Genomic DNA, 26,502 nt, shown 5'->3' with positions numbered 1-26,502 from the left:
TATTTTGAGCTTAATTTATAATCTTAACGTTTCAAAGAAAAATGTGCTTTGAAAACTTTTTGTTGTTGATTTTCTTCATATTCTACCGTAAACCAATAATCTGTTGATGGTAAATCTTTAGAATTAAATGTTCCGTCCCAACCTGTTCCTAATGGGCTTATTTCCTTAATTAATTTTCCATAACGATCAAAAATATGAATTTTAGCATTAGGCTGATCTCTTAAAGTGAAAATGTTCCAATAATCATTATAACCATCTCCATTAGGAGTAAAGAACTTAGGATAATCAATTATAAAAATTTCTTTCGTTAAATATGTACATCCTTTTTCATCTACAACGGTTAATTGATGTGTACCAGAACTAATACCAGTAAACACATTTGAAGATTGTAAATTTTGATCATCTAATTGATAAGAATAATTTCCATTTCCATCAATAACAGTTACAGTAACTGTTGCATTATCTGAAAAAGCATCTGTTATAGTGTAAGTAAAATCAGTTGCATTATTAATTTCTGTAACAGTTACAATATTTGAAATATTTTCACAATTCGTAATGGTATTTTGTACTAAAACGTAGTAATCTCCAGCTTCTTCAGCTTCGTAGGTACTTTGAGTTGCTCCAGAAATAACATTCCCATTAAAATACCATGTAAATTGATAATCTGATGTATTAGGAATACCTGAATCTAATAAATGACTTTGAAAAACAGAACTTGTAGCTAACTCAATACATATTGAACCATCTTCTAATATTGGATCTGGTAAAGGATTAACATAAATTGTAAAATCAGTATATGCGCCTCTACAACCTGTTGAAGAAATACTCCAAACACGATATACAACTACTCCTTGTGTATTGCTTGTAGTAGTTAAAACATCTGGTATTTCAAATGGCGCAGTGCTAGACGAACCACTATTTGCTCCATCAACCCCTGTTACACTTTGAACTACCCACTCTACTGTAGTGCCTGTTAATGTTGGTGTACCAATTTGAATATCAATAACATCAGCTACTGATTCTCCGCTACACATATTAGCATCTGGAGAAGACACCACAGCGCCTGGTATTGGATTAACTGTGATAACAGCACTAGTTTCCATCTGACCTGTACAACTTCCTAAAACTGGAGTTATTTCGAAATATAAGTCTCCTGACTGATTCATATCGGATACTTCAACTACCATATCAATATCGCTTGTAGTAGTACCAGTAGTGGTTCCTGAAGCAATAACAACACCGTTTAATATAGCTGTCCAATTGTAATTAACATTGGTTAAATTACCCGAAACTTCCAAATGAATCGATTCACCAGAACAAACTGTTGTATTTTCAATAGCTATATCTGTAATGACTGGTACTGGTGTAACGGTAATCACATATTCTTCCGAATCACCATTACAAGTACTTCCACTGCTACCATTTAAAGTTGGAGTAATTTGCATAGTGATATATCCAACATTCAATACATTTTGAAGGTTCACAATTTGATTAATGTTATCCGTTTCATCCCCACTTTGAACATACGTAGTATTGTCAATGTTTGTTATGGTTGCGTTCCATACATAAGTGGTAGTGTTATTCAAAGTAATTACAAAATCAGTTGCTGTTCCTGCACATATTGTATTAGTGTAAGTAACTGTAGCTGTTGGTGTTGGTGTAATGGTTATGGTCTCAAAATCTGTAACAGTTTGAGAACAAGACGGTGTCGTACCAGTAGCAACATTAGTGATAGTGTAGGTCGTATCAGCTGTTAAGTTTGGTGTAGTGTAAGTTGCATTTCCTGATGCGTTTAAGGTAACTGTATAATTAGCAGTACCATTTGTAAAAGTTACAGTAGCATTTGGTGTTCCATTAAATAATAACGTTGTATTTCTATTATTACAAATCGTATTGCTTTGTGCATCTATAGTAGCGGTAGGTAAAGCAATAATAGATACAGTAGCTGTATTATTCAAATTTGCACTACATGTTATAGTTGTAGTATACGTTATTTGCGAAAGCGTTATGGTTTGATTAACCGTAGCTCCTAGCGCAGTAACAGTAACTGAACCAGATGCTGGTATTGTAACTGTATTAGAAACAGCGTTTAAAGTATAGGTTACTTGAGCTCCTGCAGTACCTGTAATGGTAAATACTGCATCTTGACCATAACAAATTGGACCATTCCCATTTAAACTTGTAACTGTAGGTAATGGATTAACCGCTATAGTTTCTGTATCTGTCAATGGTGTTATACAACCTCCATTGGCAATCTGAGTTAAATTTATAGTTTGATTTACCGTTGCTGAAGCTAGTACTACTTGTCCATTTCCTGATGCATCTAAAACAATAGTTTGAGTTGTTGAGCCTCCATTTAATATATAAGTTACTGTTGCATTTTGTGTTCCTACGATATCAAAAATAGCAGTTTGTCCATAACAAATAGGGCCGTTTCCTGTTACGCTTATTAGAATTGGTAATGGATTAACTACGATAGTTTCTGTATCTGTTAATGGTGTCACACAACTTCCAACTGCAATTTGGCTTAAATCTATAGTTTGGTCAATAGCTGCTGCAGTAACAATTACTTGTCCGTTTCCAGAAGCATCTAAAACGACCGTTTGGATTGTTGCTCCTCCATCTAACGAATAGCTTACCGTTGCATTTTGTGTTCCTACAATAGTAAATATGGCATCTTCTCCATCACAAATTGGACCGTTTCCTGTTAGACTCGTTACACTTGGTAATGGATTAACTACGATAGTTTCTGTATTGGTAACTACTAATGAACAAGTTGTTGTCGTATTTTGAATTAAGGATAAAGTAATCGTTTGATTAACCGTTGCTGCTGTAATAATAACTTGTCCATTTCCTGAAGCATCTAAAACTAGCGTTTGAGTAGTTGTTCCTCCGTCTAACGAATAACTTACTGTTGCATCTGCTGTACCAACAATATCAAATATCGCATCTTCTCCTTCACAAATTGGACCATTTCCTGCTACATTTGTTATACTTGGTAAAGGATTAACTACGATAGTTTCTGTATCTGTTAATGGTGTCACACAACTTCCAACTGCAATTTGGCTTAAATCTATAGTTTGGTCAATAGCTGCTGCAGTAACAATTACTTGTCCGTTTCCAGAAGCATCTAAAACGACCGTTTGGATTGTTGCTCCTCCATCTAACGAATAGCTTACCGTTGCATTTTGTGTTCCTACAATAGTAAATATGGCATCTTCTCCATCACAAATTGGACCGTTTCCTGTTAGACTCGTTACACTTGGTAATGGATTAACTACGATAGTTTCTGTATTGGTAACTACTAATGAACAAGTTGTTGTCGTATTTTGAATTAAGGATAAAGTAATCGTTTGATTAACCGTTGCTGCTGTAATAATAACTTGTCCATTTCCTGAAGCATCTAAAACTAGCGTTTGAGTAGTTGTTCCTCCGTCTAACGAATAACTTACTGTTGCATCTGCTGTACCAACAATATCAAATATCGCATCTTCTCCTTCACAAATTGGACCATTTCCTGCTACACTTGTTATACTTGGTAATGGATTAACTACGATAGTTTCGGTATCTGTTAATGGTGTTACACAACTTCCAATTGCAATTTGGCTTAAATCTATAGTTTGGTCAACAGCTGCTGCCGTAATGATAACTTGTCCGTTTCCTGAAGTATCTAAAACCTCCGTTTGGATCGTTGTTCCACCATCTAAAGTATAACTTACCGTTGCGTTTTGTGTTCCTACAATAGTAAATATGGCATCTTCCCCTTCACAAATAGGACCATTCCCTGTTACACTCGTTACACTTGGTAAAGGATTAACTACTATAGTTTCTGTATTGGTAAGTACTAATGAACAACCTGTTAATGTATATTCAATTAAGGATAAAGTAATGGTTTGATCAACAGTTGCTGCTGTAACAATTACTTGTCCGTTTCCTGATGCGTCTAAGACTACCGTTTGAATTGTTGCTCCTCCATCTAAAGAATAGCTTACTGTTGCATCTGAGCTTCCTACAATTGTAAATATGGCATCATCTCCTTCACAAATTGGACCGTTTCCTGTTAGACTCGTTACACTTGGTAATGGATTAACAACTATTGTTGCTGTATTGGTAACTACTAAGGAACAAGTTGTTGTCGTATTTTCAATTAAGGATAAAGTAATGGTTTGATCAACTGTTGCTGCTGTAATAATAACTTGTCCATTTCCTGAAGCATCTAAAACTACCGTTTGTGTTGTTGTTCCACCATCTAAAGTATAACTTACCGTTGCATCTGCTGTACCAACAATATCAAATATCGCATCTTCTCCTTCACAAATAGGACCATTTCCTGTTACACTCGTTACACTTGGCAATGGATTAACTACGATAGTTTCTGTATCTGTTAATGGGGTTACACAGCTTCCAACTGCAACTTGAGTTAAATCTATAGTTTGATCAACAGCTGCTGAAGTAACAATTACTTGTCCATTTCCTGAAGCATCTAAAACTACCGTTTGTATTGTTGTTCCTCCATCTAAAGTATAACTTACAGTTGCATTTGGTGTACCAACAATTGTAAATATAGCATCTTCTCCTTCACAAAGAGAGCCATTTCCTGTTACACTCGTAACACTTGGTAATGGATTAACTACGATAGTTTCTGTATTGGCAACTACTAAGGAACAACTTGTTGTCGTATTTTCAATTAAGGATAAAGTAATGGTTTGATCAACAGTCGCTGCTGTAATAATAACTTGTCCATTTCCTGAAGCATCTAAAACTACCGTTTGGGTTGTTGTTCCACCATCTAAGGTATAACTTACCGTTGCATCTGATGTACCAACTATATCAAATATCGCATCTTCTCCTTCACAAATTGGACCATTTCCTGTTACACTCGTTACACTTGGTAACGGATTAACAACTATTGTTGCTGTATCTGTTAATGGGGTTACACAGCTTCCAACAGCAACTTGTGTTAAATCTATAGTTTGATCAACAGCTGCTGCCGTAATGATAACTTGTCCGTTTCCTGAAGCATCTAAAACTACCGTTTGGGTTGTTGTTCCTCCATCTAAGGTATAACTTACCGTTGCATTTGGTGTACCAACAATTGTAAATATAGCATCTTCTCCTTCACAAATAGGACCATTTCCTGTTACACTCGTCAACGTTGGAGCTGGACTAATGGTAATAGTTCCTGATAAAATTAAATTATTACTACATCCTACAGTTTCAACATCATAATTATAGGTTCCTGTAACAGTAGGTGTTCCAGTTATAGTTACAACTCCACCTGAAAAAACAGCAGAAACTCCAGTAGGCAATCCAGTTACAATAGTTCCTGTAGCCACACCTCCAACAGTATATTCAATGGGCGTTATGGCATCTGAAATACAAATTACTTGGTTATCTGTATTTGTCGCAGAAGTTAAAACTAAAGAACAATCACAGTTGATTATATCTAGATCAAATGGTGTTGTATCATAAGCTGGACAAGTCGCAGTCGCATCCAGATGATAAACAATTGAATATGAACCTTCTGTACTTAAACTAGGATTAATTTCTCCAGTAGCAGTATCAATTGATAAACCAATAGCAGGTGTAACAATGTATTGACCTCCAGAAGGAGCTGTGTTTGTAGGCGTATATAAATTGGTATCATTCGAACAGTAATTTGGACTACTGTAGGTTATATCTCCCGAAGGATTAGCTATAGCCAATAAGTCAAAACTCCTTATAAAGACACATCCTCCGATATAATCTTCAACAGCTACCCAAATCGTTTCTCCACCATTCGATTGATAGGTGGTTAATGTAGATGGATCAATTGGTGAGACAAAATTTTGGGCATCACTGAGCGAATTATAGTAAGAGTAACCATAATTACCTGACTGCGTTCCACCTTCCATATAGTCACCTTGATCAATATTAAAAGTATACGGTGGAGGACCTGAAGTACAAATTGTTATATCTTGAGGTTCAATTAAAGGAAAAACTTCTGGACCAATAGTAATAGTTTCAGAAATTCTTTTAATGGTAGCATCACATTCTGTATATGAAATTACTGCTGTATAATCTGTATTTACAGCCGGACATACATTAATTGGGTTTTGCCCAACACTTCCTGGAATAAGCGTTCCATTTGCCAGCCAAGAAATTTGAGAATTGATAACACCTCCATCTGGAACAAAACGCCATGCTTCATTTGTAGCAGTCCAAGTACCAGTATCCCTATTCGCAGGATGGCTATATAAAGTACCATCTTCATTAATGATACCTATTACACCTCTACCTCCATTCCAACCTAAACAAGGTGTTCTTCTCGCCACATAAACCTCTATTACATTTGAAGTTTCATAAATTACAATTTGACTTGTTTGTCTACCTACTCCATCATTACAAGAATACTGAGGCAATTCATTATAACTTACAATAAATTTTCTTGTGGGAGCCGTTCCAAAAACTCTATAGTTTACATTTTGAACAGCTGGGTTTAATACTGGAGGTTGTGCAATATTAGTATCTTGATATACACCACATATTGAACTTTTTATCGGAAAATTTGGATCTTCTATGCTTTGATTATAACTCCATTGACAAAACCCTGCTGGATTTTGACTTCCTCCTGGAACTACTCCACTAATATCAAATGTAATTAAACCATTAGAACCTACTAAAACTTGATTATAAAATTGTCCGTAAAAACAAAAATCAAAGGGCAAGGTAAAAGTAGAAGACCATCTATCATCTTGAGAACTATCGAAAACGAAAGAATCGGATAAAGGAGTAAAACTTGCTGGAGGAAGATACGGTATAGATTCCACTCTGTAAGTTGTAGTAATCTCAGTCTCAAGATAATCAGCCAATAAGTCAACACAGTCTCCAGAATTACATACAGCAACTGGCGGAATGACGTCTACATATGGGGTGGCTTGAGAAAAAACATTATTAAAAGTTAAAATTGTAATTAAAATAAAAAAGTGTAGTATTTTTTTCATTGTTATAGCAATTTATTTGGCGGTTTATTGTTGTTGTCACAAATTTAACAAAATATTAATTCTATGCTAATATTTTCCTTAATATTTAACAATCAAGTCTTTTTTTAATGATAATTACTTTATCTTTGCACTTCTTAAAAATAGAGTATTATATAAATTACTATACTAATGATTCATAACGAGGAATTCCAAGAAGAAATTGGAAATAATCATATTGCTACTAGCGCAGTAACCCCCTTAAGAAAGGATGCATTCGACATTTCTGACGATGAAAAAATTGAAAGAATAAAAAAAGATGTAGAGAGTATTTTAACGACATTAGGAATGGATTTAACTGATGATAGTTTAAAAGGAACTCCTTACAGAGTGGCTAAAATGTTTGTTAAAGAAATTTTTGGAGGATTACATCCAAATAAAAAGCCAAGTTCTTCAACTTTTGAAAATAAATACAAATACAACGAAATGTTAGTTGAAAAAAACATTGTTGTATATTCTACTTGTGAACACCATTTATTACCAATTGTAGGAAGAGCTCATGTGGCTTATATCTCAAACGGAACTGTTGTAGGTTTATCCAAAATGAACCGAATTGTAGATTACTTTGCTAAAAGACCTCAAGTTCAAGAACGTTTGAATATTCAGATTGTGGAAGAATTACAAAAAGTTTTAGGTACGGAAGATGTTGCCTGTGTAATCGATGCCAAACACTTATGTGTAAATTCTAGAGGAATTAGAGATATTGAAAGCAGCACCGTAACTGCTGAATTTGGAGGTAAATTTAAAGAAGAAAAAACCAGAAGAGAGTTTTTAGATTATATTAAATTAGACACTCAATTTTAAGCTTCTTTTCTAATACAAACAAACAGTCGTAATTTAAAATAGCCCTGATAGTATTAAAATCTTTTTGCAACATGAATTCTTATTTTTATTCGAATAAAAAAGCGACAGTAGAAGCTCTTTTTATGAGTAATAAAAAAGAATACATGGCAAAAAATTGAAATGGATAGCAGGAATAGCTTCAAAATAACAAATTATAATAAAGGAATACAAAAACATGGAACGTTATAAAAGTCAAACATTAAAAATATACAATACATTAACCGGAGAGAAAGAAGTTTTTACACCTATACATGAAGGAAATATTGGAATGTATGTTTGTGGACCTACGGTTTACAGTAATGTACACTTAGGTAATGTACGTACTTTTATGAGTTTCGATGTGATTTTTAGATATCTACTACATTTAGATTACAAAGTACGTTATGTTAGAAATATTACCGATGCAGGTCATTTAACCGATGATGGCGATGTGGATAACGATCGTTTTGTGAAGCAATCTCGTTTAGAGAAATTGGAACCCATGGAAATTGTACAAAAATATACCGTTGATTTTCATAAAGTTTTAGACACTTTCAACTTCTTACCTCCTACTATTGAGCCCACGGCTACTGGACACATTTTAGAGCAAATAGAATTGACTCAAAAATTAATCGAAGAAGGTTTGGCATATGAAAGTAAGGGTTCTGTCTATTTTGATGTTCAAGCTTATAATAAAAAAGGTTTAAATTATGGGGAATTAAGCAACCGTAACATTGACGAACTTTTTGCCAATACGCGTGATTTAGACGGACAATCAGAAAAGAAAAATCCGCAAGATTTCGCTTTGTGGAAAAAGGCTTCACCTGCTCATATTATGCGTTGGAACTCTCCTTGGGGAGCTGGTTTTCCAGGTTGGCATTTAGAATGTACCGCAATGAGTACAAAATATTTAGGTGAGACTTTTGACATACACGGTGGTGGAATGGATTTAAAATTCCCACATCATGAATGTGAGGTAGCTCAAGCAAAAGGTTGTTTTGGTCATGCTCCTGTAAAAACATGGATGCATACAAATATGTTAACAATGAACGGTCTTCGTATGAGTAAATCGACTGGTAATTATGTGTTACCAATGGATTTAGTGGAAGGAAATAATACGTTTTTTGAAAAGAAATTTGAACCGAATATTATTCGTTTTTGTTTTTTACAAGCGCATTACAGAAGTGTTTTAGATATTTCTAACGAAGCTATGTTAGCCAGTGAAAAAGGATACAATCGATTAGTGGAAGCCTATAAATTGGCTAAATCTTTACCGGTTAGTGCGTCATCCAGTTTAGCTATTGCTACTTGGAAACAAAGTTGTTATGACGCTATGAATGATGATTTTAACACCCCTATCTTAATTGCGCAATTATTTGAAGGAGTACGTTACATAAATTTAGTGAACGATAAAAAAGAAACATTAAGCAGCGAAGATATTGCTACTTTACAAAAAACTTTACAGGTGTTTCTATCTGATATTTTAGGAATTAACTTAGAAGGTTCAGGCAATAACGTGAATAGTAATAAACTAGAAGGTGTTATTGAAATGCTTATTGAAATGAGAAACGAAGCAAGAGCTAATAAAAACTGGGCCTTATCAGATGAAATAAGAGACCGTTTGGCTGGATTAGGCATTCAGCTGAAAGATGGTAAAGAAGGAACTGGGTTTTCTTTTTAGTTGTCTGTTTTCTGTTGTAGGTTGTAAGTTGTATGTTGTCTGTTTTTTATATTTACTCTTAAACAACCTTAAACTATTTTAAACTTTATTAAACATTCTTAAACGCAACACAATTAAATTACTAAAAAAAATACTCATTTTTCCATTTGTCTTTTTGGTTCGGTTTTACCAAGTAGCCATTTCCCCTTACACACCTGCAACGTGTAGATTTCAACCTACTTGTTCGCATTACACGGTAGAAGCTTTACAAAAACACGGCTTATTTAAAGGCGGTTGGCTTGCTGTAAAACGTATTGTAAGCTGTCATCCTTGGGGAAAAAGTGGCTATGACCCCGTTCCCTAAAATTTTAGACAACCAAAAAGTTCTGTAAGAAATGGTTTATAGTAGTTTATGAGAATTTTATTTTATTTTAACTTCAATTACCAATAATAATCTTATTTTTACCTCACAAAACAAATAAATTTTCCCTTATGAATTACGCATTAAATATCGTTTGGAATCCATCAGAAGGTATCGATTTAGGATTTTTCATGGTTCGATATTACAGTTTAATGTTTGTAGTTGCTTTTGGCTTAGGTTGGTATATCATGAAAAATATTTACAACCGTGAAAGCATTTCTATTGAAAAACTAGACAAACTTTTTATTTATACGGTTGTTGCTACACTTTTAGGAGCACGATTGGGACATGTTATTTTTTACCAATCGGAATTATTTCATGAAGACCCTTTAAGTATCTTGTTACCTATAAGTACTAAACCCAGTTTGCACTTTACGGGTTTTGCAGGATTAGCGAGTCATGGTGCTGCTATAGCGATTATTATTGTAATGTTTTATTACAGTAGAAAAGTGGTCCATAAACCTATGCTTTGGATTTTAGACCGCATTGTTATTCCTGTAGCAAGTGGTGCTATTTTTGTGCGTTTAGGTAATTTCTTTAATTCTGAAATTATTGGAAAACCAACAACTGAAGATAGTTTTATGGCTATGAAATTCATTCGTGGAGAAGAATACAATGGTCCTTTAGGAGAAAGAGCGGTTATGGCAAAAACACAAATGAACAATGCGAATGAAGCATATAATGCACTGGCACACGATCCACAATATGCTGATTTTTTAGCGAGTTTTCCTTATCGCTTTCCCGCACAATTGTATGAAGCAATGGGTTATGTACTCGTTTTTGCCATTTTATTTTATATGTATTGGAAAACCGATGCTAGAAACAAAGCAGGGTTGCTTTTTGGAACCTTTTTATTACTCTTATGGACGGTTCGTTTCTTTGTAGAATATGTAAAAGAAAGTCAAGGTGGTTTTGAAAACTATCCTATTTTTGCAGCATTATCTACCGGTCAATGGTTGAGTATTCCTTTTATTATTGCAGGATTGTATTTTATGTTTAGACCGAAGAAAACGGTTTAAAATAAAATGAAATATAAACAAAGAGCCACAACTATTGAGTTGTGGCTCTTCGCTTTTGAACCTAATTATAACGCATTTATAAATTAAGTAATACCATTAATAGTGTAAATTGTGAACAAAAATTACGCGGCTTCAGTAACTAATTCTAAACTTGGCCTAAGTTGAGGGTGTTGAGCAGTAAAATAAACTAACCAATTTCGTAAATGTTCCACTTCATAAGGCAATAATTTTTTAATTGCCTTTTTAAGTTCTTTCATGAAAAGATCTAGATCAAAACTTACTTTTTCAAGTACACTTTTTGTGTAATCATATATCATTCTAGGCATAATTTAGTAGGTTAAAATTAATATTAGATTGAAACTCATTATAAAAGTAATTCAAAAAAATGAAACTACCATGTAAAAAGTGTTAAAATTACCGACAAAACGACATTTTTTATCGATAAAATGCATTTTGTAGGAAGATTCCTTTTGAAAGCGTCGTTAAAATTCCATCCTACTTAACACATCTATAACAAAGTCATGCATAACGCCTCTGTAATCCATATGGGTAACCATTCTCAATTTTCCTTGTCCCATTGAAGATATTAAAATACTTTTTTGTTTTAGCGTTTCTAAGAAAACTTTTTCATCAACTTTAGACTGTAAAGTAAAAATCACAATATTGGTTTCCACAGGTGCTACTTCTTTAATCCAAGATTTAGAAGCCAAAACCTGACCTAACTCTCTAGCTCTTTGATGATCTTGTGCTAAACGAGCAATGTTATTTTCCATAGCATACAAACCCGCTGCTGCTAAATATCCAGCCTGTCGCATATTTCCACCAAATAACTTACGAATGCGTATCGCTTTTTTTATATCTTCGGAAGAACCTACTAAAACCGAACCAACAGGCGCTCCAAGGCCTTTGGACAAACAAACTGAAATGGTATCAAATAAGTGACCAAAATCAGTAGGTTTTTGATTTTTGGCAACCAATGCATTCCACAATCTCGCACCATCCAAATGGTATTTTAATCCATGCTCCTTACAAACTTGTCGTATTTTTTGTAATTCCTCCAATTCGTAACAAGCACCACCACCTTTATTTGTTGTGTTTTCTATACTCACTAATCGTGTAGTAGGTGCATGATAAAATTCTGGATCATTAATAACTTGTCGTACTTGTTCTGCTGTTATTTTACCTTGATTACCATCCACTAAATGACAAGAAACACCACTGTTTGCAGCAACACCTCCTCCTTCATATAAAAAAATGTGTGACCATTTATCACAAATAACCTCATCTGCTGGTCGTGTATGCAATCGAATTGCAGTTTGATTGGCCATGGTTCCACTAGGAAAAAATAAAGCTGCTTCTTTACCAAAAAGTTGCGCAGTATAACGCTCTAATTCATTGACTGTGGGGTCTTGCTTAAAAACATCATCACCCACTTCTGCTTGAAACATAGCTTCCAACATCCCTTGTGTGGGTTTGGTTACTGTATCACTAATTAAATTTATTTCCATAAATCAAAAGGAATATTCTATTTTTGTGTTGTAAAACTACAATATTTATGATAAATACAGAACAAGTAAGAGACATTATTGATCGCCTTGGTGCGTTAAGGAGGTATCTTTGACATCGATAGAAAACTTATCGAAATAACAAACGAGGAAGAAAAGACATTTGCTCCTGATTTTTGGAACAATGCCAAAGAAGCTGAAATTGTAGTACGAGATATTCGTTCCAAAAAGAAATGGGTGGACGATTACAATAAAGCAGTCGAATTTTCTGAAGAACTTCAAATTATGTTGGATTTCTTCAAAGAAGGCGAAGTAACCGAACAAGAAGTAGAAGAATTGTACGACAGAACCATTACTCATATTGAAGATATTGAGTTTAGAAACATGCTTTCTGACGAAGGAGACAGCATGAGTGCTGTTTTGCAGATTACGGCTGGAGCGGGTGGTACAGAAAGTTGTGATTGGGCCTCTATGTTAATGCGTATGTATTTAATGTGGGGTGAAAAGCAAGGGTATAAAATTAAAGAATTGAACTTTCAAGAAGGTGATGTGGCCGGAATTAAAACGGTTACACTCGAATTTGAAGGAGAATTTGCTTTTGGTTATTTAAAAGGTGAAAACGGAGTACATCGTTTAGTGCGCATATCTCCTTTTGACAGTAATGCGAAAAGACACACTTCTTTTGCTTCTGTTTATGTGTATCCATTGGTAGATGACACTATTGAAATTGAAATTAATCCTGCAGATATCGAAATTACTACGGCTCGTTCTAGTGGTGCGGGAGGACAAAATGTAAATAAAGTGGAAACCAAAGTACAATTGGTTCACAAACCTACTGGTATTCAAATTCAATGTTCGGAAACACGTTCGCAACATGATAACCGTCAGCGCGCATTGCAAATGTTAAAGTCACAGTTGTATGAAATTGAATTGAAAAAACAATTAGCACAACGTGCCGACATTGAAGCAAGTAAAATGAAAATTGAATGGGGTTCACAAATTAGAAACTATGTGATGCAACCCTATAAATTAGTAAAAGATGTGCGTACCGGTGTTGAAACCAGCGATGTTGATGCAGTAATGAATGGAGAAATTGATAAATTCTTAAAAGGTTATCTCATGATGATGGGACAAAAAGAAGAAGAATAAATCGTTTAAAAGACTAAAAAAATCCAAATTTCGTTTTAAAATGAAATTTGGATTTTTTGAATTAAATTAACCAACTAAACTATTTTTTAATCGCAACCGTCAATATCACAACTTGCCTCATTAGAGTTTGCATCCAAAATAAATTCTTTTTCAAAATCGCCTTCCTCCCAAGTCTTTTCAAGAGCTTGCAAAAAAGTTTCTTCAGCTTGCGCTCCAGAAATGGCATATTTATTATCAAACACAAAAAAGGGTACGCCTTGTATTCCTATTTGTTGTGCTATAGCGATATCTTTTTCTACTGCTTCAGAAAAAGCATCCGAATGAAGCACATTTTCGATTGCTTCTTTGGAAAGTCCAATTGCTTGGCCCAATTCGCTTAATGTATTCAAATCATTTACATCTTTACCATCTGTAAAATACGCCTTTAATAATTGTTCTTTTAAAGCATCTCCTAGATTGTATTTTTTAGCCAAATGCAATAATCGATGTGCATTGAACGAATTAGCCATAATGGCTTTATCAAAGTTAAAATCCAATCCCACACTCTTAGCAGTTTGTGCTACATTAGTAGTCATTTCTTTTGCCCAAGCGATATCTTTCCCATACTTTTTAGCCAAATGATCAACTACATTATCTTCTTTTGAAGCTTTAAAATTGGGGTCGAGTTGAAAACTTTTCCATTCAATAGTTACCTTATCTTTATGTGGAAAATGAGCTAAAGCACCTTCTATTCTTCTTTTACCGATATAACAAAAGGGACACATAATATCAGACCAAATTTGTATTTTCATTGTATTATTCATTATTCTAAATAGTTGTATATACAAATTTACAACAACCTACTTAGTTATAAAAAGGGTTTATGATATTATTAAGAATACTGCCTCGCATGAAATTTTAAAATAATTATTTCAATTATAGTTAAAAAAGAATACTATTCTAAATTTCAAAGCGTTACTATAGAAACAAACAAAGTAACAACATGAAAAAAAGTACTCTATTTTATCAAATAAGATTGAGCATGAAACAAATATGCCTATCTTTCATTTTCCTACTGAATCTAACAGTTTATGCAACTGATTACCATGTAGGACCTAGTGAATCTTTAACGACTATTTCAGAAGTTCCTTGGACCACTTTACAACCAGGTGATAATGTATTCATTCATTGGAAAGCAACACCATATAAAGAAAAATGGGTAATTAATCGTTCTGGTACTCTTCCCAATCCCATCTCAATAATTGGCATCAATGGACCGCAAGGGGAACAACCAGTTATTGATGGTAATAATGCGGTAACTGTTAGTAATGTGAACTTTTGGAATGAAAATAGAGGCGTAATCAAGATTGGAGGTTCATCCGTTCCTGCTGATGGTTTACCAAGCCATATTATAATTGAAAATCTAGAAATTCGTTCTGGAAGGCCACCTTATCAATTTACCAATCAAAACAATCAAATTCAATCTTATGTTAATAATGCAGCATCTATTTACGTAGAAAAAGCTAAAAATTTAATTATCCGAAAATGCACTTTACATGATTCTGGTAATGGTTTATTTATAGGTGCTTTTGATGGTGCCACACAAGACATCTTAATTGAAAAAAATTATATTTATGATAATGGTAATGTAGGTAGTCTTTATGAGCATAATACCTATACAGCATGTATTAACATTACCTATCAATACAATCATTTTGGCCCTTTACGAAGTGGTGCCAATGGTAATAATTTAAAAGACCGTTCGGCTGGTTTAGTGGTCCGTAACAATTGGATTGAAAGCGGAAATAGACAATTGGATTTAGTGGATGCTGAAGATTCTCAAGTAATAGTAGATCATCCTTCTTATCATACAACTTACGTTTATGGAAATATATTGATAGAACCTAATAATGCGGGTAATTCCCAAATGGTTCATTATGGAGGCGATAGTGGTACTACTGCTATTTATAGAAAAGGGACGCTCTATTTTTATAATAATACGGTCATTTCAACAAGAACAGGAAACACTACCTTATTACGATTATCCACCAATGCCGAAACAGCAGAAGTTTTCAACAATGTCATCTATACTTCGGCATCGGGCAGTTCTTTTGCTATGATTGATGATACAGGGGCTTTCAATACACATCATAACTGGCTTAAAACGGGTTGGGTAAATTGCCATTGTGGTACAGCCTCAGGAACAATAAACAATCTTGGAAATAATATTACAGGTACTAATCCTTTGTTTGTAGATTTTGCTAACCAAGATTTTAAACTAACAGCAATATCTCCTCTTATCGATCAGGGGGCAACACTTCCTTTCATACTTCTTCCAGATAACAATCTAACGAATGAATATGTAAAACATCAGGAAAGTACAACAAGAATGGTTACAAATGCTTTAGATATAGGTGCCTATGAATATGAAAGTAATCTTTCATCTCCAAATCAAACCTTATTGAATAAAATAACTGTTTATCCTAATCCTTTTAAAGATACTTTTACCATAGAATTCAATAATGATTCTTTAGAAAAAGCAATACTATATAATCATATTGGGCAAAAAATAACTGTGGCTTACACAAAAGAAATTACTACAATAGAATTAAATAGCGGTATCTATTACCTAACTATTTTTACTAAAAACGGGTCAAAGACCACAAAAAAAATAATCAAACTTTAATAGCAATACACTAACATCTCTATTTTAAGATAGAGATGTTAGTTATTTAGACAATACTTTCTCATAAGCTCTTCGAGCACTTCCTCTAAAATACACTTCCCCACAATATACATAACCTAATCGATCAAAAATAGCCATCATAGCATGGTTATCAAAGTTGGTATCGGCTTTTACACTATAGATTTGGTTTTCCAAAGCATAATCTTCTATATAACCTATCATTATTTTAGCCAAACCTTTGCCTAAATAGTCTTCTGAAATAGCCACACGATGAAATACCACAAAATCCGCATTGGTAACCCACTTCCCTTCTATTCTAGCATATTCGGGTTCGTCATTAATTAAAACAGCTGTATAACCTATGATTTTTTGATTGTCGGTTAACACAAATCCGATTTCTTTCTCAATATCATTTTGGATAACTTCAGGATTGGGATAACCATCCTGCCATTGCTTACTCCCTTCTTCCTTTCTTCTTTGAATGGCTTTTTGAAGTATGAGCCATATTTCAGGAATGTCACTAATTTGAGCTTTTCTAAATGAGTATTCGGTATGCATTACTAGAATTATTAATTGGTATTTGTAAAGAATTGAAAGAGATTCGTTTCAAATATAATTTAAATTCAAATGAGAATCTTTGGTTTCTATTAATTTCTAAAACTAACGCGCTGCATTTTTTTTAAATTACTAATAAATTAACCAAAATAAAACATTTTACACAACATAAAATACATATCTCTACTGTATCCATACTCCTACAATTTGTAGACTAGTATATTGCTAATTAAAAAAGCAAAAAACTTCTTATAGTACTAAAAATCAATTGTTTTATTTCAATTAAATGGATTAATTTTGCACTCCGAAAAAAAAGATATTAACCCCTATTAACCCATGAGAAAAAATTACATGCTATTGTTAACGATGCTTTTACTAAGCATTACAGTATATTCACAAGATATCGATTTTAAAAAAGGTAAAGTATTAGCCGATAAAAAAAGTGTTTTTGATTTTGACAAAAGAAAAATGGGAAGTGAATTGTCTCTTTTTAAACTAGACACTAAAACAGAATTGATTTATATCGAAATTAACAACAACAATACCATCTCTTATCTAGATGATGATTTTGTAAAAATAGTGTTTCCAAAAAATGAGGTTACAATTGAATCTACCTTGTTAATTGACAAAAATTTTAAAGAGATTATCCAACTCTTATTTATGAATAATGTAGTGGATTATAATGGTACTATTAACCAAGAAAATCTATTCCTTTTTAAACAAAGACAAAATAATAGAAAGATTTAATTTTTCTCTACAATTATAGTATAAAAGCACTTTACTTTAAAAATAAGTAAAGTGTTTTTTTTATTATTTCTTTCGAAAAACATTTCTTATTTTATACCACACTCTTTTATGAAGGGGTGCTTTTACTCCATAAATAGAAAAAACAGATAATTCAACTGTTTCTGTAAATTGTACATTGACTTTTACATCTTTTATTTCTTCAAAATAAGTTTTATCTTGAGACCATAAAATTTGTTCATAACCCAAATATCCAAATACTAGATTAACTTTTTCAAGTGATTCAATTACATCTGATAAATTTAATTTATAAAAACCATTCTCATCAGAATTTGCTCCTATATCAGTACCTTTAACTATGACATAAGCTCCAGGAAGTACTAGTCCTTTTTCATCAGTAATAGTACCTGATATAAATATCATTTCTTTAACTATCGAACTATCCTGATCTTGCTTTTTTACTGTTATGTTAGGGTTTATGCTTAGCTTCTTATCGGTTTGTTCAACCTTTACTTCATCGCTTTTTTCTTGTCCTAAAGTATTCCAACTTAAAAAACTAAATAGTCCTATATAAAAGGCCTTCCAACGCGTTCCCTTTCTCCCTTTGTTAGCTGATGAGGCAAATTCCAACTGTTCTTTATTATATAAACCACAAACTTTATCTTCTGAAAATATATGGGCTTGTGCAATTTCTGCATCTGTACTTTTTCTAAAATCAATAATAGTATGGTTACATTGTAAACACAATCTCCCTTTCGCATTTTCAGGCATATCTTCCCAATACTGGTTGCATTTTCTCAACTTTGAAAGATTTATTTTGGTAATGGTATTCATATCTTCTTATTTAGTACACTTTGTAAAAGTAAATATATCTTTTTCGTTTGATAAAACAATTTTTAAAGATGCGTTCTACTTATACCTGATCAAAAAAAATAGCTAAAAAAATAAATCCAAAAAACAAAATGGGTAATAGTGTAATTGCTATCCACAACCATTGTCTCTTTTTATTGTCGTATTTTTCATAAAATATAAAAAGAGCATTAACGCCACTCCAAAGTAAGCAAATTAACAGCAATAAATAAGAACTCATTATACCAATTTGATAAAAACATCTAAATTCAGTAAAAACGAAATCTTTCTGAGATATTAGCTAATAAAAGTCCGAAAAACAGAAATAGACAAACTATTATTGCAACTTTTTCAAATTTATTTTTAAAAAGCATTTTACTTATTTTCATTTACTAAAAGTAAACAATTATTTACTTTTAATAAATTTTTATATACTTATATTTAAAAATTAGTTACTTAAAGTATTTATTTTTTTACTTTAAGTATATTATTTATTACCTTTAGTATTAAAATAGAATATAAAAGTAAATAAACACATGAAAAAAGGTAAAAATAATATCAATACAGGTAAATTATTAAACGATTTTATCTCAAAAAATAAGATCAATAAGTCGGCATTAGGGAGAGAAATCCATAGAGACGCAGTTTCTATCTTAAAATATACCCAAAACAGTAGTATTCAAACAGGTATTTTAATTGAATTATGCCATGCTTTACAACATAATTTTTTTCAGGATATAGCGAATCAATTACCCGCAACTTTCACAGTCAAAGAGCCTAAAAAAGATGAAATTGAAGCGTTAAAAGAAACCATAAAAGTATTGCAAATTCAAAACGACTTATTAATGAAGTTAAAAGCGTAAAAGAAAGGATATCCTAAATAATATGTCTTTCGACTTTTGACTTTCGACTTTTGACTTTCGACCTTTGACTTTCGACTTTTGACTTTTGACTTTTGACTTTTGACTTTCAACTTTTCTTTTTGTACTTTAGCGAACCAATAAAAAAACAACAACTAGTCACTCATGGATTTACAGTTCAATAAAAACGAAGACCATAATAAATTACTCCTTTCCGATTTAAAACAACGCTTTGCTAAAGTAAAATTAGGCGGTGGCCAAAAACGTATCGATAAATTACATGAAGAAGGTAAAATGACCGCTCGTGAACGTATCGATTATTTATTAGATGATAAAGCAAAAAGCATCGAAATAGGTGCTTTTGTGGGTGATGGTATGTATGAAGAACATGGCGGATGTCCTTCTGGTGGTGTGGTGGTAAAAATGGGGTATATCCAAGGGAAACAATGCATTGTAGTGGCAAACGATGCAACTGTTAAAGCGGGTGCTTGGTTTCCTATTACAGGTAAAAAGAATTTAAGAGCGCAAGAAATTGCAATTGAAAATAGATTACCAATCATTTATTTAGTAGATTCTGCTGGTGTGTATTTACCCATGCAAGACGAAATCTTTCCAGATAAAGAACACTTCGGTCGTATTTTTCGTAATAACGCTATCATGAGCAGCATGGGAATTACCCAAATTGCAGCTGTAATGGGAAGCTGCGTGGCGGGTGGTGCGTATTTACCTATTATGAGTGACGAAGCTTTAATTGTAGATAAAACCGGTAGTATTTTCCTTGCGGGAAGTTACTTAGTAAAAGCAGCCATTGGCGAAAGCATAGACAATGAAACTTTAGGTGGTGCCACAACACACTGTGAAATTTCGGGAGTAACCGATTTTAAAGCTAAAGATGATGCAGCTGCTTTAGACCGCATTAAAAGTGTGGTAAGCAAAATGGGCGATTTTGAAAAAGCAGGATACAATCGGGTAAAACCTGAAAAACCAGCTCTTGATCCAAAAGAAATATATGGTATTTTACCAAAAGCACGCAACGAACAATACGATATGATGGAAATCATCAGTCGATTAGTGGATAATTCTGAGTTTGACGAATATAAAGCCGGTTACGGACAAACCATCATTACCGGATATGCTCGTATCGATGGTTGGGCAGTAGGAATTGTGGCCAACCAACGTAAAATAGTAAAAACAACTGGTGCGAAAACAAAACCTAGCGAAATGCAGTTTGGTGGTGTAATCTATTCCGATTCTGCAGATAAAGCCACTCGTTTTATTGCCAATTGTAACCAAAAGAAAATTCCATTAGTCTTTTTACAAGATGTAACGGGTTTTATGGTGGGTAGTAAATCAGAACATGGAGGAATTATTAAAGATGGTGCTAAAATGGTAAATGCAGTTTCGAATTCGGTGGTACCCAAATTTACAGTCATCGTTGGTAATTCATATGGTGCTGGTAATTATGCCATGTGTGGAAAAGCCTATGATCCACGTTTAATTTTTGCATGGCCAAGTGCAGAATTAGCGGTAATGGGTGGTGCCCAAGCGGCCAAAGTTTTGATGCAAATTGAAGCGGCTTCGCTTAAAAAACAAGGCAAAATTGTAGATGAAAAAGTGGAGCAAGAATTATTTGATAAAATAAAAGCGCGTTACGATGCTCAAGTATCGCCTTATTATGCAGCCGCGCGTTTATGGACCGATGCCATTATTGATCCTCTAGAGACACGTACCTGGATTTCCATGGGAATTGAAGCAGCTAACCACGCTCCTATTGAAAAACCGTTTAATTTAGGAGTAATTCAGGTGTAACCAAATAAAAAAAATTAAATTTAAAAAATCCATTGTGCTTCGCAATGGATTTTTACTTTTACAAAGTATCTTTGCTCCATGTCAAAATTATTCTTTCAACCCTTTAAAACCGATATATCTGGTATTCCTTTACCAGTAAAATTTACGTTTCCCTTTTATTATGAACCACATCAATTAAGTATTCTAGCTGCGAAAGAACTACAAGAATACTTAACCACTCAAACCGATTTTGAACATAATTTTGGATTACAAGAAAACCAAACGGGTTTAGTGATTGGGAAAATGTTTGGGGTTTTAGTTTGTCAAGACAAAGAAGAAAACTTGGGTTATTTATGGGCCTTTTCTGGAAAATTGGCCGAAAACAATCATCTCAATTATTTTGTACCACCTGTTTTTGATATGTTACAACAAGATGGTTTTTTCAAAAAAGAAGAAGAGGTTTTAAATGCTATCAATCGAGAAATTGAAAGTTTAAAAAAGGACAGTAACTATCTTTTGGCTCAGGAACATTGGGCTACGACCCAAAAAAAAGCAACTGAGGACCTTCAAAATCAAAAAGAAAGAATCAAGGAATTAAAAATTGCAAGAGATCTAAAGAGACAAAAATTTGCTACAAATGCTACTCCAACTGAAATTGAAGCATTCGAGCACGAACTCTCTGAAGAAAGTAAAAAAGAAAGTATTCTGCTCAAAAAAATGACCAAATACTGGAATTATCAGTTAGAAGATGCGAAAAAGGAAATGCTTGTTTTTTCAGATAAAATTGCGGAATTAAAAGAGATCCGTAAACAAAAATCGGGTGAATTACAACAGCAATTATTTAAGCAATATGCCTTTCTAAATCAAAATAAAAAACTAAAAAGTATTGGTGCAATATTTGATAATAATCCGCCAGCAGGCGCAGGAGAATGTGCAGCTCCAAAATTATTACAATATGCTTTTGAAAATGATTTAACACCTATCGCTATGGCGGAATTTTGGTGGGGTCAATCACCAAAATCGGAAATTAGAAAACACCAACAATTTTATCCTGCTTGTAGAAGTAAGTGCGAACCTATATTGGAACATATGCTTAAAGGAATTGTTATGGATGACAATCCTTTTTTAGAGAACCCTGCGGAAGGAAAAGAGATAGAAATTGTTTTTGAAGATGAATATCTTGCTGTAATTAATAAACCTGCAGAGTTTCTTTCAGTTCCTGGAAAAAATGTAAAAGATTCTGTGTATCAAAGAGTGAAAGATGTATATCCAGAAGCTACTGGTCCTTTAATTGTGCATCGTTTAGATATGTCTACTTCGGGTTTACTCTTAATTGCAAAATCGGAAGCCATTTATAAAGAACTACAATCTCAATTTATCAAACGTACGGTTCAAAAAAGATATGTTGCACTTTTAGACGGTATCGTTAGAAACAATGAAGGGTATATTGATTTGCCACTACGCGTAGATTTAGACAACAGACCCAATCAATTGGTGTGTTATGAATATGGAAAACCCGCACAGACCAAATACAAAGTGATTGAACGAAAAGAAGGAAAAACGCGCATCCACTTCTTCCCTATTTCAGGACGTACGCATCAATTACGGGTGCATGCATCGCATGCATTAGGATTAAATTGCCCAATAATTGGCGATGATTTATATGGTACTAAATCTAACAGATTGCATTTACACGCAGAAGAAATAACATTTTGGCATCCTATTTTAAAAGAAAATATTACTATTTTTGAAGAAGCAGAATTTTAATTACACTGCTACTTACAATACAACCTATCAAGAAAAAATGAAAAAACTACTTATCATAAGCTTATTTATATTGGTTTACCAAAACACCACAGCACAAAACTTTACTCGTAGAGACTCTTTGCATGGAGGACTCCGTTTTGAAAGAAATTGCTTTGATGTGCAACGCTATGATTTGAATATTAAAATTAACCCAGACGAAAAAAGTATTGTGGGCTATAACGACATTACTTTTAAAGTAGTGGAACCTACAAAAAAAATACAATTGGATTTATTTGACAATATGAAAGTGGATTCTATTGTATGGAAAACTACAAAACTAACCTACAAAAGAGATTATGATGCTGTTTTTGTAAGTTTTCCAAATGAATTAGCAAAAAATGCCACTGAAAAAGTACGTTTTTACTATTCTGGAAATCCTAAAATTGCAAAAAACGCCCCTTGGGATGGTGGCTTTGTATTTAAAAAAGACAGTAATGGCAAACCATTTATTGCAGTGGCTGTACAAGGAACTGGAGCGAGTTTATGGTATCCTGTAAAAGACTCTCAAACCGATGAACCCGATTTAGGTGCTTCTGTTAAAGTGGCTGTTCCCAATGGTTTAATGAACGTATCTAATGGACGTTTTATCAAAAAAGAAGCGGTAGGTGACGCTTATACGCGCTGGGATTGGGAAGTAAAAAACCCAATCAACAACTACACCATTACCGTTAATATTGCCGATTACATTCACATCCATGATGAAATAGAAAACTTAGACTTAGACTACTATGTTTTAAGAGAAAATAAAGACAAAGCTATCGCTCATTTTGATGCAGATGTAAAACCAATGATGGCCTGTTTTCAGGAAAAATTTGGACAATATCCCTTTTGGGAAGACGGTTATAAATTAGTCGAGACTCCTTATTTAGGAATGGAACATCAAAGTGCTGTCGCTTATGGTAATAAATACAAAAAAGGATATTTAGGTATGGATTTATCAGGGACAGGTGAAGGTATGAATTTCGATTTTATCATCATTCATGAAACGGGTCACGAATGGTTTGGAAATAGTGTTACTAGTAAAGATATTGCCGATATGTGGATTCATGAAGGGTTTACAACTTACAGCGAAACGGTCTTTATCGAGTGTCAAAAAGGCTATGATGCCGCTCTAAAATACATTAACGGACAAGCTAAAAATGTACAAAATGACAAGCCTATTATTGGTCAATTTGGAGTTAATAACGAAGGAAGTAGTGATATGTATTACAAAGGTGCTTTACTATTAAATACCTTACGACATGTGGTAAATGATGATAGTAAATGGTGGTCAATTCTATTAAAATATTCCAACACTTTTAAAAAGAAAATTATAGACACACAAACGGTTATCGATTTTTTCAATAAAGAAACGGGACTTGATTTAACGGCTGTGTTTCATCAATATTTAAAGTACACTACTATTCCAAGACTAGAAATTAAAAAACACAAAAAAAGCTTCCAATACAGATGGATTACTGAAGAACCTAATTTTTCGATGCCCGTTGATGTTGTCATTGGCGAGAAAAAAATTCGCTTAAACGCTACTAATGAATGGCAAAAAGCAACAACAGTGGTGAAAGACACTAAAGATATAAATGTATTAACCACTCATTTTTTTATTACCACTAATTTATAATCTAATTTAAAATTATTGTTTTATTAGTTCCAATGTTTGTAATCGGTTGAGTTTACCCGTTTTTGTTTCAACAAAGTGAGGTACAAAATAGATTTCCTTCGGCTTTTCAAATTTATCCAATGCCTCAAAAACTGTGGATGGTATTTCTTTTGATGCTCCTTCAATAACTAAAATTACTTTTTGACCTAATTTTTCATCTGGTAAACTGGTAATGAAATAACGTTCTGAAATTACATCTTGTAGTTTAATTTCAATTTGTTCGGGAAATAATTTAACACCGCCACTATTAATCACACTATCAAAGCGTCCTAACCAAATGAATTCATTTTCTGATATGATTTCCACTATATCATTGGTAACAATTTTTTCAGAAATAATTTTAGGTGCTTGAATGACTAAACAATCACGCTCATCTTTTGAAATGATAATATTAGGTAAGATTTTAAAGGCTTTTTCACCAACTTTTTTAGCAGCCACATGCGTTATCGTTTCAGTCATGCCATAGGTCTCGAAAGCATTTATTTTTTTCTTTTTAAGCTTTTCTACCAATGATTTAGAAACGGGAGCTCCACCAATAATTATCTTTTTGATTTGTTTTAATTTATCTAAGGAATTTTCAACTTGCAATGGAACCATCGCAGCAAAGTCATATTTTTCCTCATTATAGGCTAAAGGATTTCCATCAACAGTTGTAATATCTAGAGATAATCCTAAAATAAGTGCTCTAACTAACATCATTTTACCAGCAATATATTTAGCCGACAAACACAATAATGCTTTATTACCTGGTTCTAATCCAAAAAAATCTCCTGTTGCCAATGCTGATTGTATCATGGCTCTTTTTTCCAGTCGAATAACTTTTGGGGTTCCTGTAGTGCCTGAAGTTTCTACCTCAATATACAAATCATCATCCAACCATTCTAATAAAAAACTACCAATATGCTTTTCATATTCATCCCCTTCTTTGATAAAACTATACGCTACACGACACATATCGTCATAATTCAAATGGTAGCCATTTAACTTGAATTGATTATGAACATTTTTATGAGTCAATTGGTCTAAAACTAAAGTGTGTTCCATACTATTTAATTTAATTTAAATCTATCGTTCCTGTTAACTTTTGTTTCCAGTTTTTCCATTTGTAGATTTTAGAAAAAATAAAAAGTAGAATGGGGAATATCACAAAGATAGGGAGAATTATCTCAAAAGAACCCGAAGGTTCTGAAACATCTTTCAAAATAGAATGCGTTTGAAAAGCTGTCCAGTCTGCCGTTACTAATAAAGCTCCTATCAAATTATTAGCTGCATGAAATCCTAAAGCGAGTTCCAAACCTTCATCCATGATGGTAAGAATGCCTAAAAACAAACCCGTTCCTATATAATAAATCATAATAATAAGCCCAATTTTTACAACTTCAGGGTTCGCCATGTGCATTAAACCAAATAAAATAGCAGGAAGTAACAAAGAAAGTAATCTGCTTTTAGTAACCAATGCTAACCCTTGCATTAAATTACCTCTAAATAAATATTCTTCAAAACTAGTTTGCAACGGAATTAAAATGATAGCCAAACAAAGAAATAATAAAAACTTTTTAGGTTTAAAGTTTACTACAAAATTTTCTGGCTCTATTGCATAGGCAATATAAGTCATTACGATGGTGATACTTGCCCAAAGAAAAAAGGAAAAGAAAATACGTTTAAAATCTACTTTTTTTCTAGAAGTTGTTAAGCTTGTAATTGATTGACGTTGAATTATTTTCACCCAAAACCACACAAAAAAAAGTCCTACCGATAAAGGAGCTATCATTAATACAAAAGCAACGTTTACTCCTACTTGTTCAATTAATTGATTGATAACTTTATTGGTATCAACATCCATACTAAAAACATAATTGGCTATCATCAATAGTAAAAAAGCTACTGGTAAAACAAAATATAAAATAGGATTAGAAGTAAATTTTTTAACTTGTTCTAGATACATAATTTCTTTTAGGGTTAAAGTTACATATTTTGTTACAA

General features: G+C 33.2%; 19 protein-coding genes. 11 read left to right on the top strand and 8 right to left on the bottom strand.

Annotated features, from left to right (window positions below; translation table 11 throughout):
• Positions 1–23 precede the first annotated feature (23 nt).
• Positions 24–6,983 (bottom strand): T9SS type B sorting domain-containing protein, encoded by a 6,960-nt coding sequence (locus NHF47_RS08885; RefSeq protein ID WP_252764579.1) that lies wholly within the window; start codon positions 6,981–6,983, stop codon positions 24–26.
• Between the two features lie 168 nt (positions 6,984–7,151).
• On the opposite strand from NHF47_RS08885, the gene folE reads away from it, so the two are divergent.
• From folE to lgt, 4 genes are all read left to right on the top strand, one after another.
• The gene (gene folE, locus NHF47_RS08880; RefSeq protein ID WP_252764578.1) at positions 7,152–7,823 is read left to right on the top strand and encodes a GTP cyclohydrolase I FolE; all 672 of its coding nucleotides are present in this window, start codon (positions 7,152–7,154) and stop codon (positions 7,821–7,823) included.
• 214 nt (positions 7,824–8,037) lie between these two features.
• On the top strand, positions 8,038–9,522 hold the full coding sequence (cysS, locus tag NHF47_RS08875; protein WP_252764577.1) for a cysteine--tRNA ligase: 1,485 nt from the start codon (positions 8,038–8,040) through the stop codon (positions 9,520–9,522).
• 112 nt (positions 9,523–9,634) lie between these two features.
• Entirely contained in the window at positions 9,635–9,865 is a 231-nt protein-coding gene (gene yidD / locus NHF47_RS08870) for a membrane protein insertion efficiency factor YidD (RefSeq protein WP_252766077.1), read from the top strand.
• A gap of 128 nt (positions 9,866–9,993) precedes the next feature.
• On the top strand, positions 9,994–10,941 hold the full coding sequence (gene lgt / locus NHF47_RS08865) for a prolipoprotein diacylglyceryl transferase (RefSeq protein ID WP_252764576.1): 948 nt from the start codon (positions 9,994–9,996) through the stop codon (positions 10,939–10,941).
• Between the two features lie 122 nt (positions 10,942–11,063).
• On the opposite strand, the gene NHF47_RS08860 is transcribed toward lgt, so the two are convergent.
• Both NHF47_RS08860 and NHF47_RS08855 read right to left on the bottom strand, forming a co-directional pair.
• A complete protein-coding gene (locus tag NHF47_RS08860) occupies positions 11,064–11,267 on the bottom strand; it encodes a hypothetical protein (protein WP_140999285.1) in 204 nt (67 codons plus the stop codon).
• A 156-nt stretch (positions 11,268–11,423) separates the two neighbouring features.
• A complete protein-coding gene (locus NHF47_RS08855; protein WP_252764575.1) occupies positions 11,424–12,449 on the bottom strand; it encodes a low specificity L-threonine aldolase in 1,026 nt (341 codons plus the stop codon).
• 47 nt (positions 12,450–12,496) lie between these two features.
• Between NHF47_RS08855 and prfB the strand changes: the two genes are divergently transcribed.
• Positions 12,497–13,595, top strand: a protein-coding gene (gene prfB / locus NHF47_RS08850) for a peptide chain release factor 2 (RefSeq protein ID WP_140999283.1) whose coding sequence is annotated in 2 segments (ribosomal slippage) — positions 12,497–12,559 and positions 12,561–13,595 — 1,098 coding nt in all. Because the reading frame shifts where the segments join, the coding sequence is not laid out codon by codon here.
• An 86-nt stretch (positions 13,596–13,681) separates the two neighbouring features.
• Here the strand turns inward: prfB and NHF47_RS08845 are convergent.
• Complete coding sequence (locus NHF47_RS08845; protein WP_252764574.1) at positions 13,682–14,386, bottom strand: DsbA family protein; 705 nt, start codon at positions 14,384–14,386, stop codon at positions 13,682–13,684.
• A 230-nt stretch (positions 14,387–14,616) separates the two neighbouring features.
• On the opposite strand from NHF47_RS08845, the gene NHF47_RS08840 reads away from it, so the two are divergent.
• On the top strand, positions 14,617–16,260 hold the full coding sequence (locus NHF47_RS08840; RefSeq protein WP_252764573.1) for a T9SS type A sorting domain-containing protein: 1,644 nt from the start codon (positions 14,617–14,619) through the stop codon (positions 16,258–16,260).
• Between the two features lie 42 nt (positions 16,261–16,302).
• On the opposite strand, the gene NHF47_RS08835 is transcribed toward NHF47_RS08840, so the two are convergent.
• Positions 16,303–16,818, bottom strand: coding sequence for a GNAT family N-acetyltransferase (locus NHF47_RS08835; RefSeq protein WP_252764572.1), 516 nt, complete (start codon positions 16,816–16,818; stop codon positions 16,303–16,305).
• A 333-nt stretch (positions 16,819–17,151) separates the two neighbouring features.
• Between NHF47_RS08835 and NHF47_RS08830 the strand changes: the two genes are divergently transcribed.
• Positions 17,152–17,562 (top strand): hypothetical protein, encoded by a 411-nt coding sequence (locus tag NHF47_RS08830; RefSeq protein ID WP_252764571.1) that lies wholly within the window; start codon positions 17,152–17,154, stop codon positions 17,560–17,562.
• Between the two features lie 63 nt (positions 17,563–17,625).
• On the opposite strand, the gene NHF47_RS08825 is transcribed toward NHF47_RS08830, so the two are convergent.
• Positions 17,626–18,393, bottom strand: a complete 768-nt coding sequence (locus NHF47_RS08825) for a carboxypeptidase-like regulatory domain-containing protein (protein ID WP_252764570.1) — start codon at positions 18,391–18,393, stop codon at positions 17,626–17,628.
• A gap of 551 nt (positions 18,394–18,944) precedes the next feature.
• On the opposite strand from NHF47_RS08825, the gene NHF47_RS08820 reads away from it, so the two are divergent.
• The 4 genes from NHF47_RS08820 (at position 18,945) to NHF47_RS08805 (ending at position 24,480) form a co-directional block, all read left to right on the top strand.
• Positions 18,945–19,271 carry a hypothetical protein gene (locus tag NHF47_RS08820; RefSeq protein ID WP_252764569.1) on the top strand — a complete coding sequence of 109 codons (327 nt, stop codon included), beginning with the start codon at positions 18,945–18,947 and terminating at the stop codon, positions 19,269–19,271.
• A gap of 162 nt (positions 19,272–19,433) precedes the next feature.
• Complete coding sequence (locus NHF47_RS08815; RefSeq protein WP_252764568.1) at positions 19,434–21,077, top strand: acyl-CoA carboxylase subunit beta; 1,644 nt, start codon at positions 19,434–19,436, stop codon at positions 21,075–21,077.
• Between the two features lie 78 nt (positions 21,078–21,155).
• Positions 21,156–22,823 carry an RluA family pseudouridine synthase gene (locus tag NHF47_RS08810; RefSeq protein ID WP_252764567.1) on the top strand — a complete coding sequence of 556 codons (1,668 nt, stop codon included), beginning with the start codon at positions 21,156–21,158 and terminating at the stop codon, positions 22,821–22,823.
• Between the two features lie 37 nt (positions 22,824–22,860).
• Entirely contained in the window at positions 22,861–24,480 is a 1,620-nt protein-coding gene (locus NHF47_RS08805; RefSeq protein ID WP_252766076.1) for a M1 family metallopeptidase, read from the top strand.
• A 12-nt stretch (positions 24,481–24,492) separates the two neighbouring features.
• Here the strand turns inward: NHF47_RS08805 and NHF47_RS08800 are convergent, their stop codons facing one another.
• Both NHF47_RS08800 and NHF47_RS08795 read right to left on the bottom strand, forming a co-directional pair.
• Positions 24,493–25,563: an AMP-binding protein gene (locus NHF47_RS08800; protein WP_252764566.1), complete on the bottom strand. Its 1,071-nt coding sequence runs from the start codon at positions 25,561–25,563 to the stop codon at positions 24,493–24,495.
• Positions 25,564–25,573: 10 nt separating this feature from the next.
• On the bottom strand, positions 25,574–26,464 hold the full coding sequence (locus tag NHF47_RS08795) for a CPBP family intramembrane glutamic endopeptidase (RefSeq protein WP_252764565.1): 891 nt from the start codon (positions 26,462–26,464) through the stop codon (positions 25,574–25,576).
• Between the last annotated feature and the right edge of the window lie 38 nt (positions 26,465–26,502).

It is taken from the genome of Flavobacterium sp. NRK F7, from assembly GCF_024054195.1.
In the GTDB taxonomy this organism is placed as follows: Bacteria; Bacteroidota; Bacteroidia; order Flavobacteriales; family Flavobacteriaceae; genus Flavobacterium.
This window is presented reverse-complemented; position numbering and strand designations above follow the sequence as displayed.

Bases quoted from the DNA above. Each gene is read 5' to 3' on its own strand.
- NHF47_RS08845 (WP_252764574.1), bottom strand. From the start codon at position 14,386: ATGAAAATACAAATTTGGTCTGATATTATGTGTCCCTTTTGTTATATC.
- NHF47_RS08830 (WP_252764571.1), top strand. From the start codon at position 17,152: ATGAGAAAAAATTACATGCTATTGTTAACGATGCTTTTACTAAGCATT.
- NHF47_RS08805 (WP_252766076.1), top strand. From the start codon at position 22,861: ATGAAAAAACTACTTATCATAAGCTTATTTATATTGGTTTACCAAAAC.
- NHF47_RS08810 (WP_252764567.1), top strand. From the start codon at position 21,156: ATGTCAAAATTATTCTTTCAACCCTTTAAAACCGATATATCTGGTATT.
- NHF47_RS08800 (WP_252764566.1), bottom strand. From the start codon at position 25,563: ATGGAACACACTTTAGTTTTAGACCAATTGACTCATAAAAATGTTCAT.
- cysS (WP_252764577.1), top strand. From the start codon at position 8,038: ATGGAACGTTATAAAAGTCAAACATTAAAAATATACAATACATTAACC.
- NHF47_RS08860 (WP_140999285.1), bottom strand. From the start codon at position 11,267: ATGCCTAGAATGATATATGATTACACAAAAAGTGTACTTGAAAAAGTA.
- folE (WP_252764578.1), top strand. From the start codon at position 7,152: ATGATTCATAACGAGGAATTCCAAGAAGAAATTGGAAATAATCATATT.
- NHF47_RS08820 (WP_252764569.1), top strand. From the start codon at position 18,945: ATGAAAAAAGGTAAAAATAATATCAATACAGGTAAATTATTAAACGAT.
- NHF47_RS08885 (WP_252764579.1), bottom strand. From the start codon at position 6,983: ATGAAAAAAATACTACACTTTTTTATTTTAATTACAATTTTAACTTTT.
- NHF47_RS08815 (WP_252764568.1), top strand. From the start codon at position 19,434: ATGGATTTACAGTTCAATAAAAACGAAGACCATAATAAATTACTCCTT.
- lgt (WP_252764576.1), top strand. From the start codon at position 9,994: ATGAATTACGCATTAAATATCGTTTGGAATCCATCAGAAGGTATCGAT.
- NHF47_RS08795 (WP_252764565.1), bottom strand. From the start codon at position 26,464: ATGTATCTAGAACAAGTTAAAAAATTTACTTCTAATCCTATTTTATAT.
- NHF47_RS08855 (WP_252764575.1), bottom strand. From the start codon at position 12,449: ATGGAAATAAATTTAATTAGTGATACAGTAACCAAACCCACACAAGGG.
- NHF47_RS08835 (WP_252764572.1), bottom strand. From the start codon at position 16,818: ATGCATACCGAATACTCATTTAGAAAAGCTCAAATTAGTGACATTCCT.
- NHF47_RS08825 (WP_252764570.1), bottom strand. From the start codon at position 18,393: ATGAATACCATTACCAAAATAAATCTTTCAAAGTTGAGAAAATGCAAC.
- NHF47_RS08840 (WP_252764573.1), top strand. From the start codon at position 14,617: ATGAAACAAATATGCCTATCTTTCATTTTCCTACTGAATCTAACAGTT.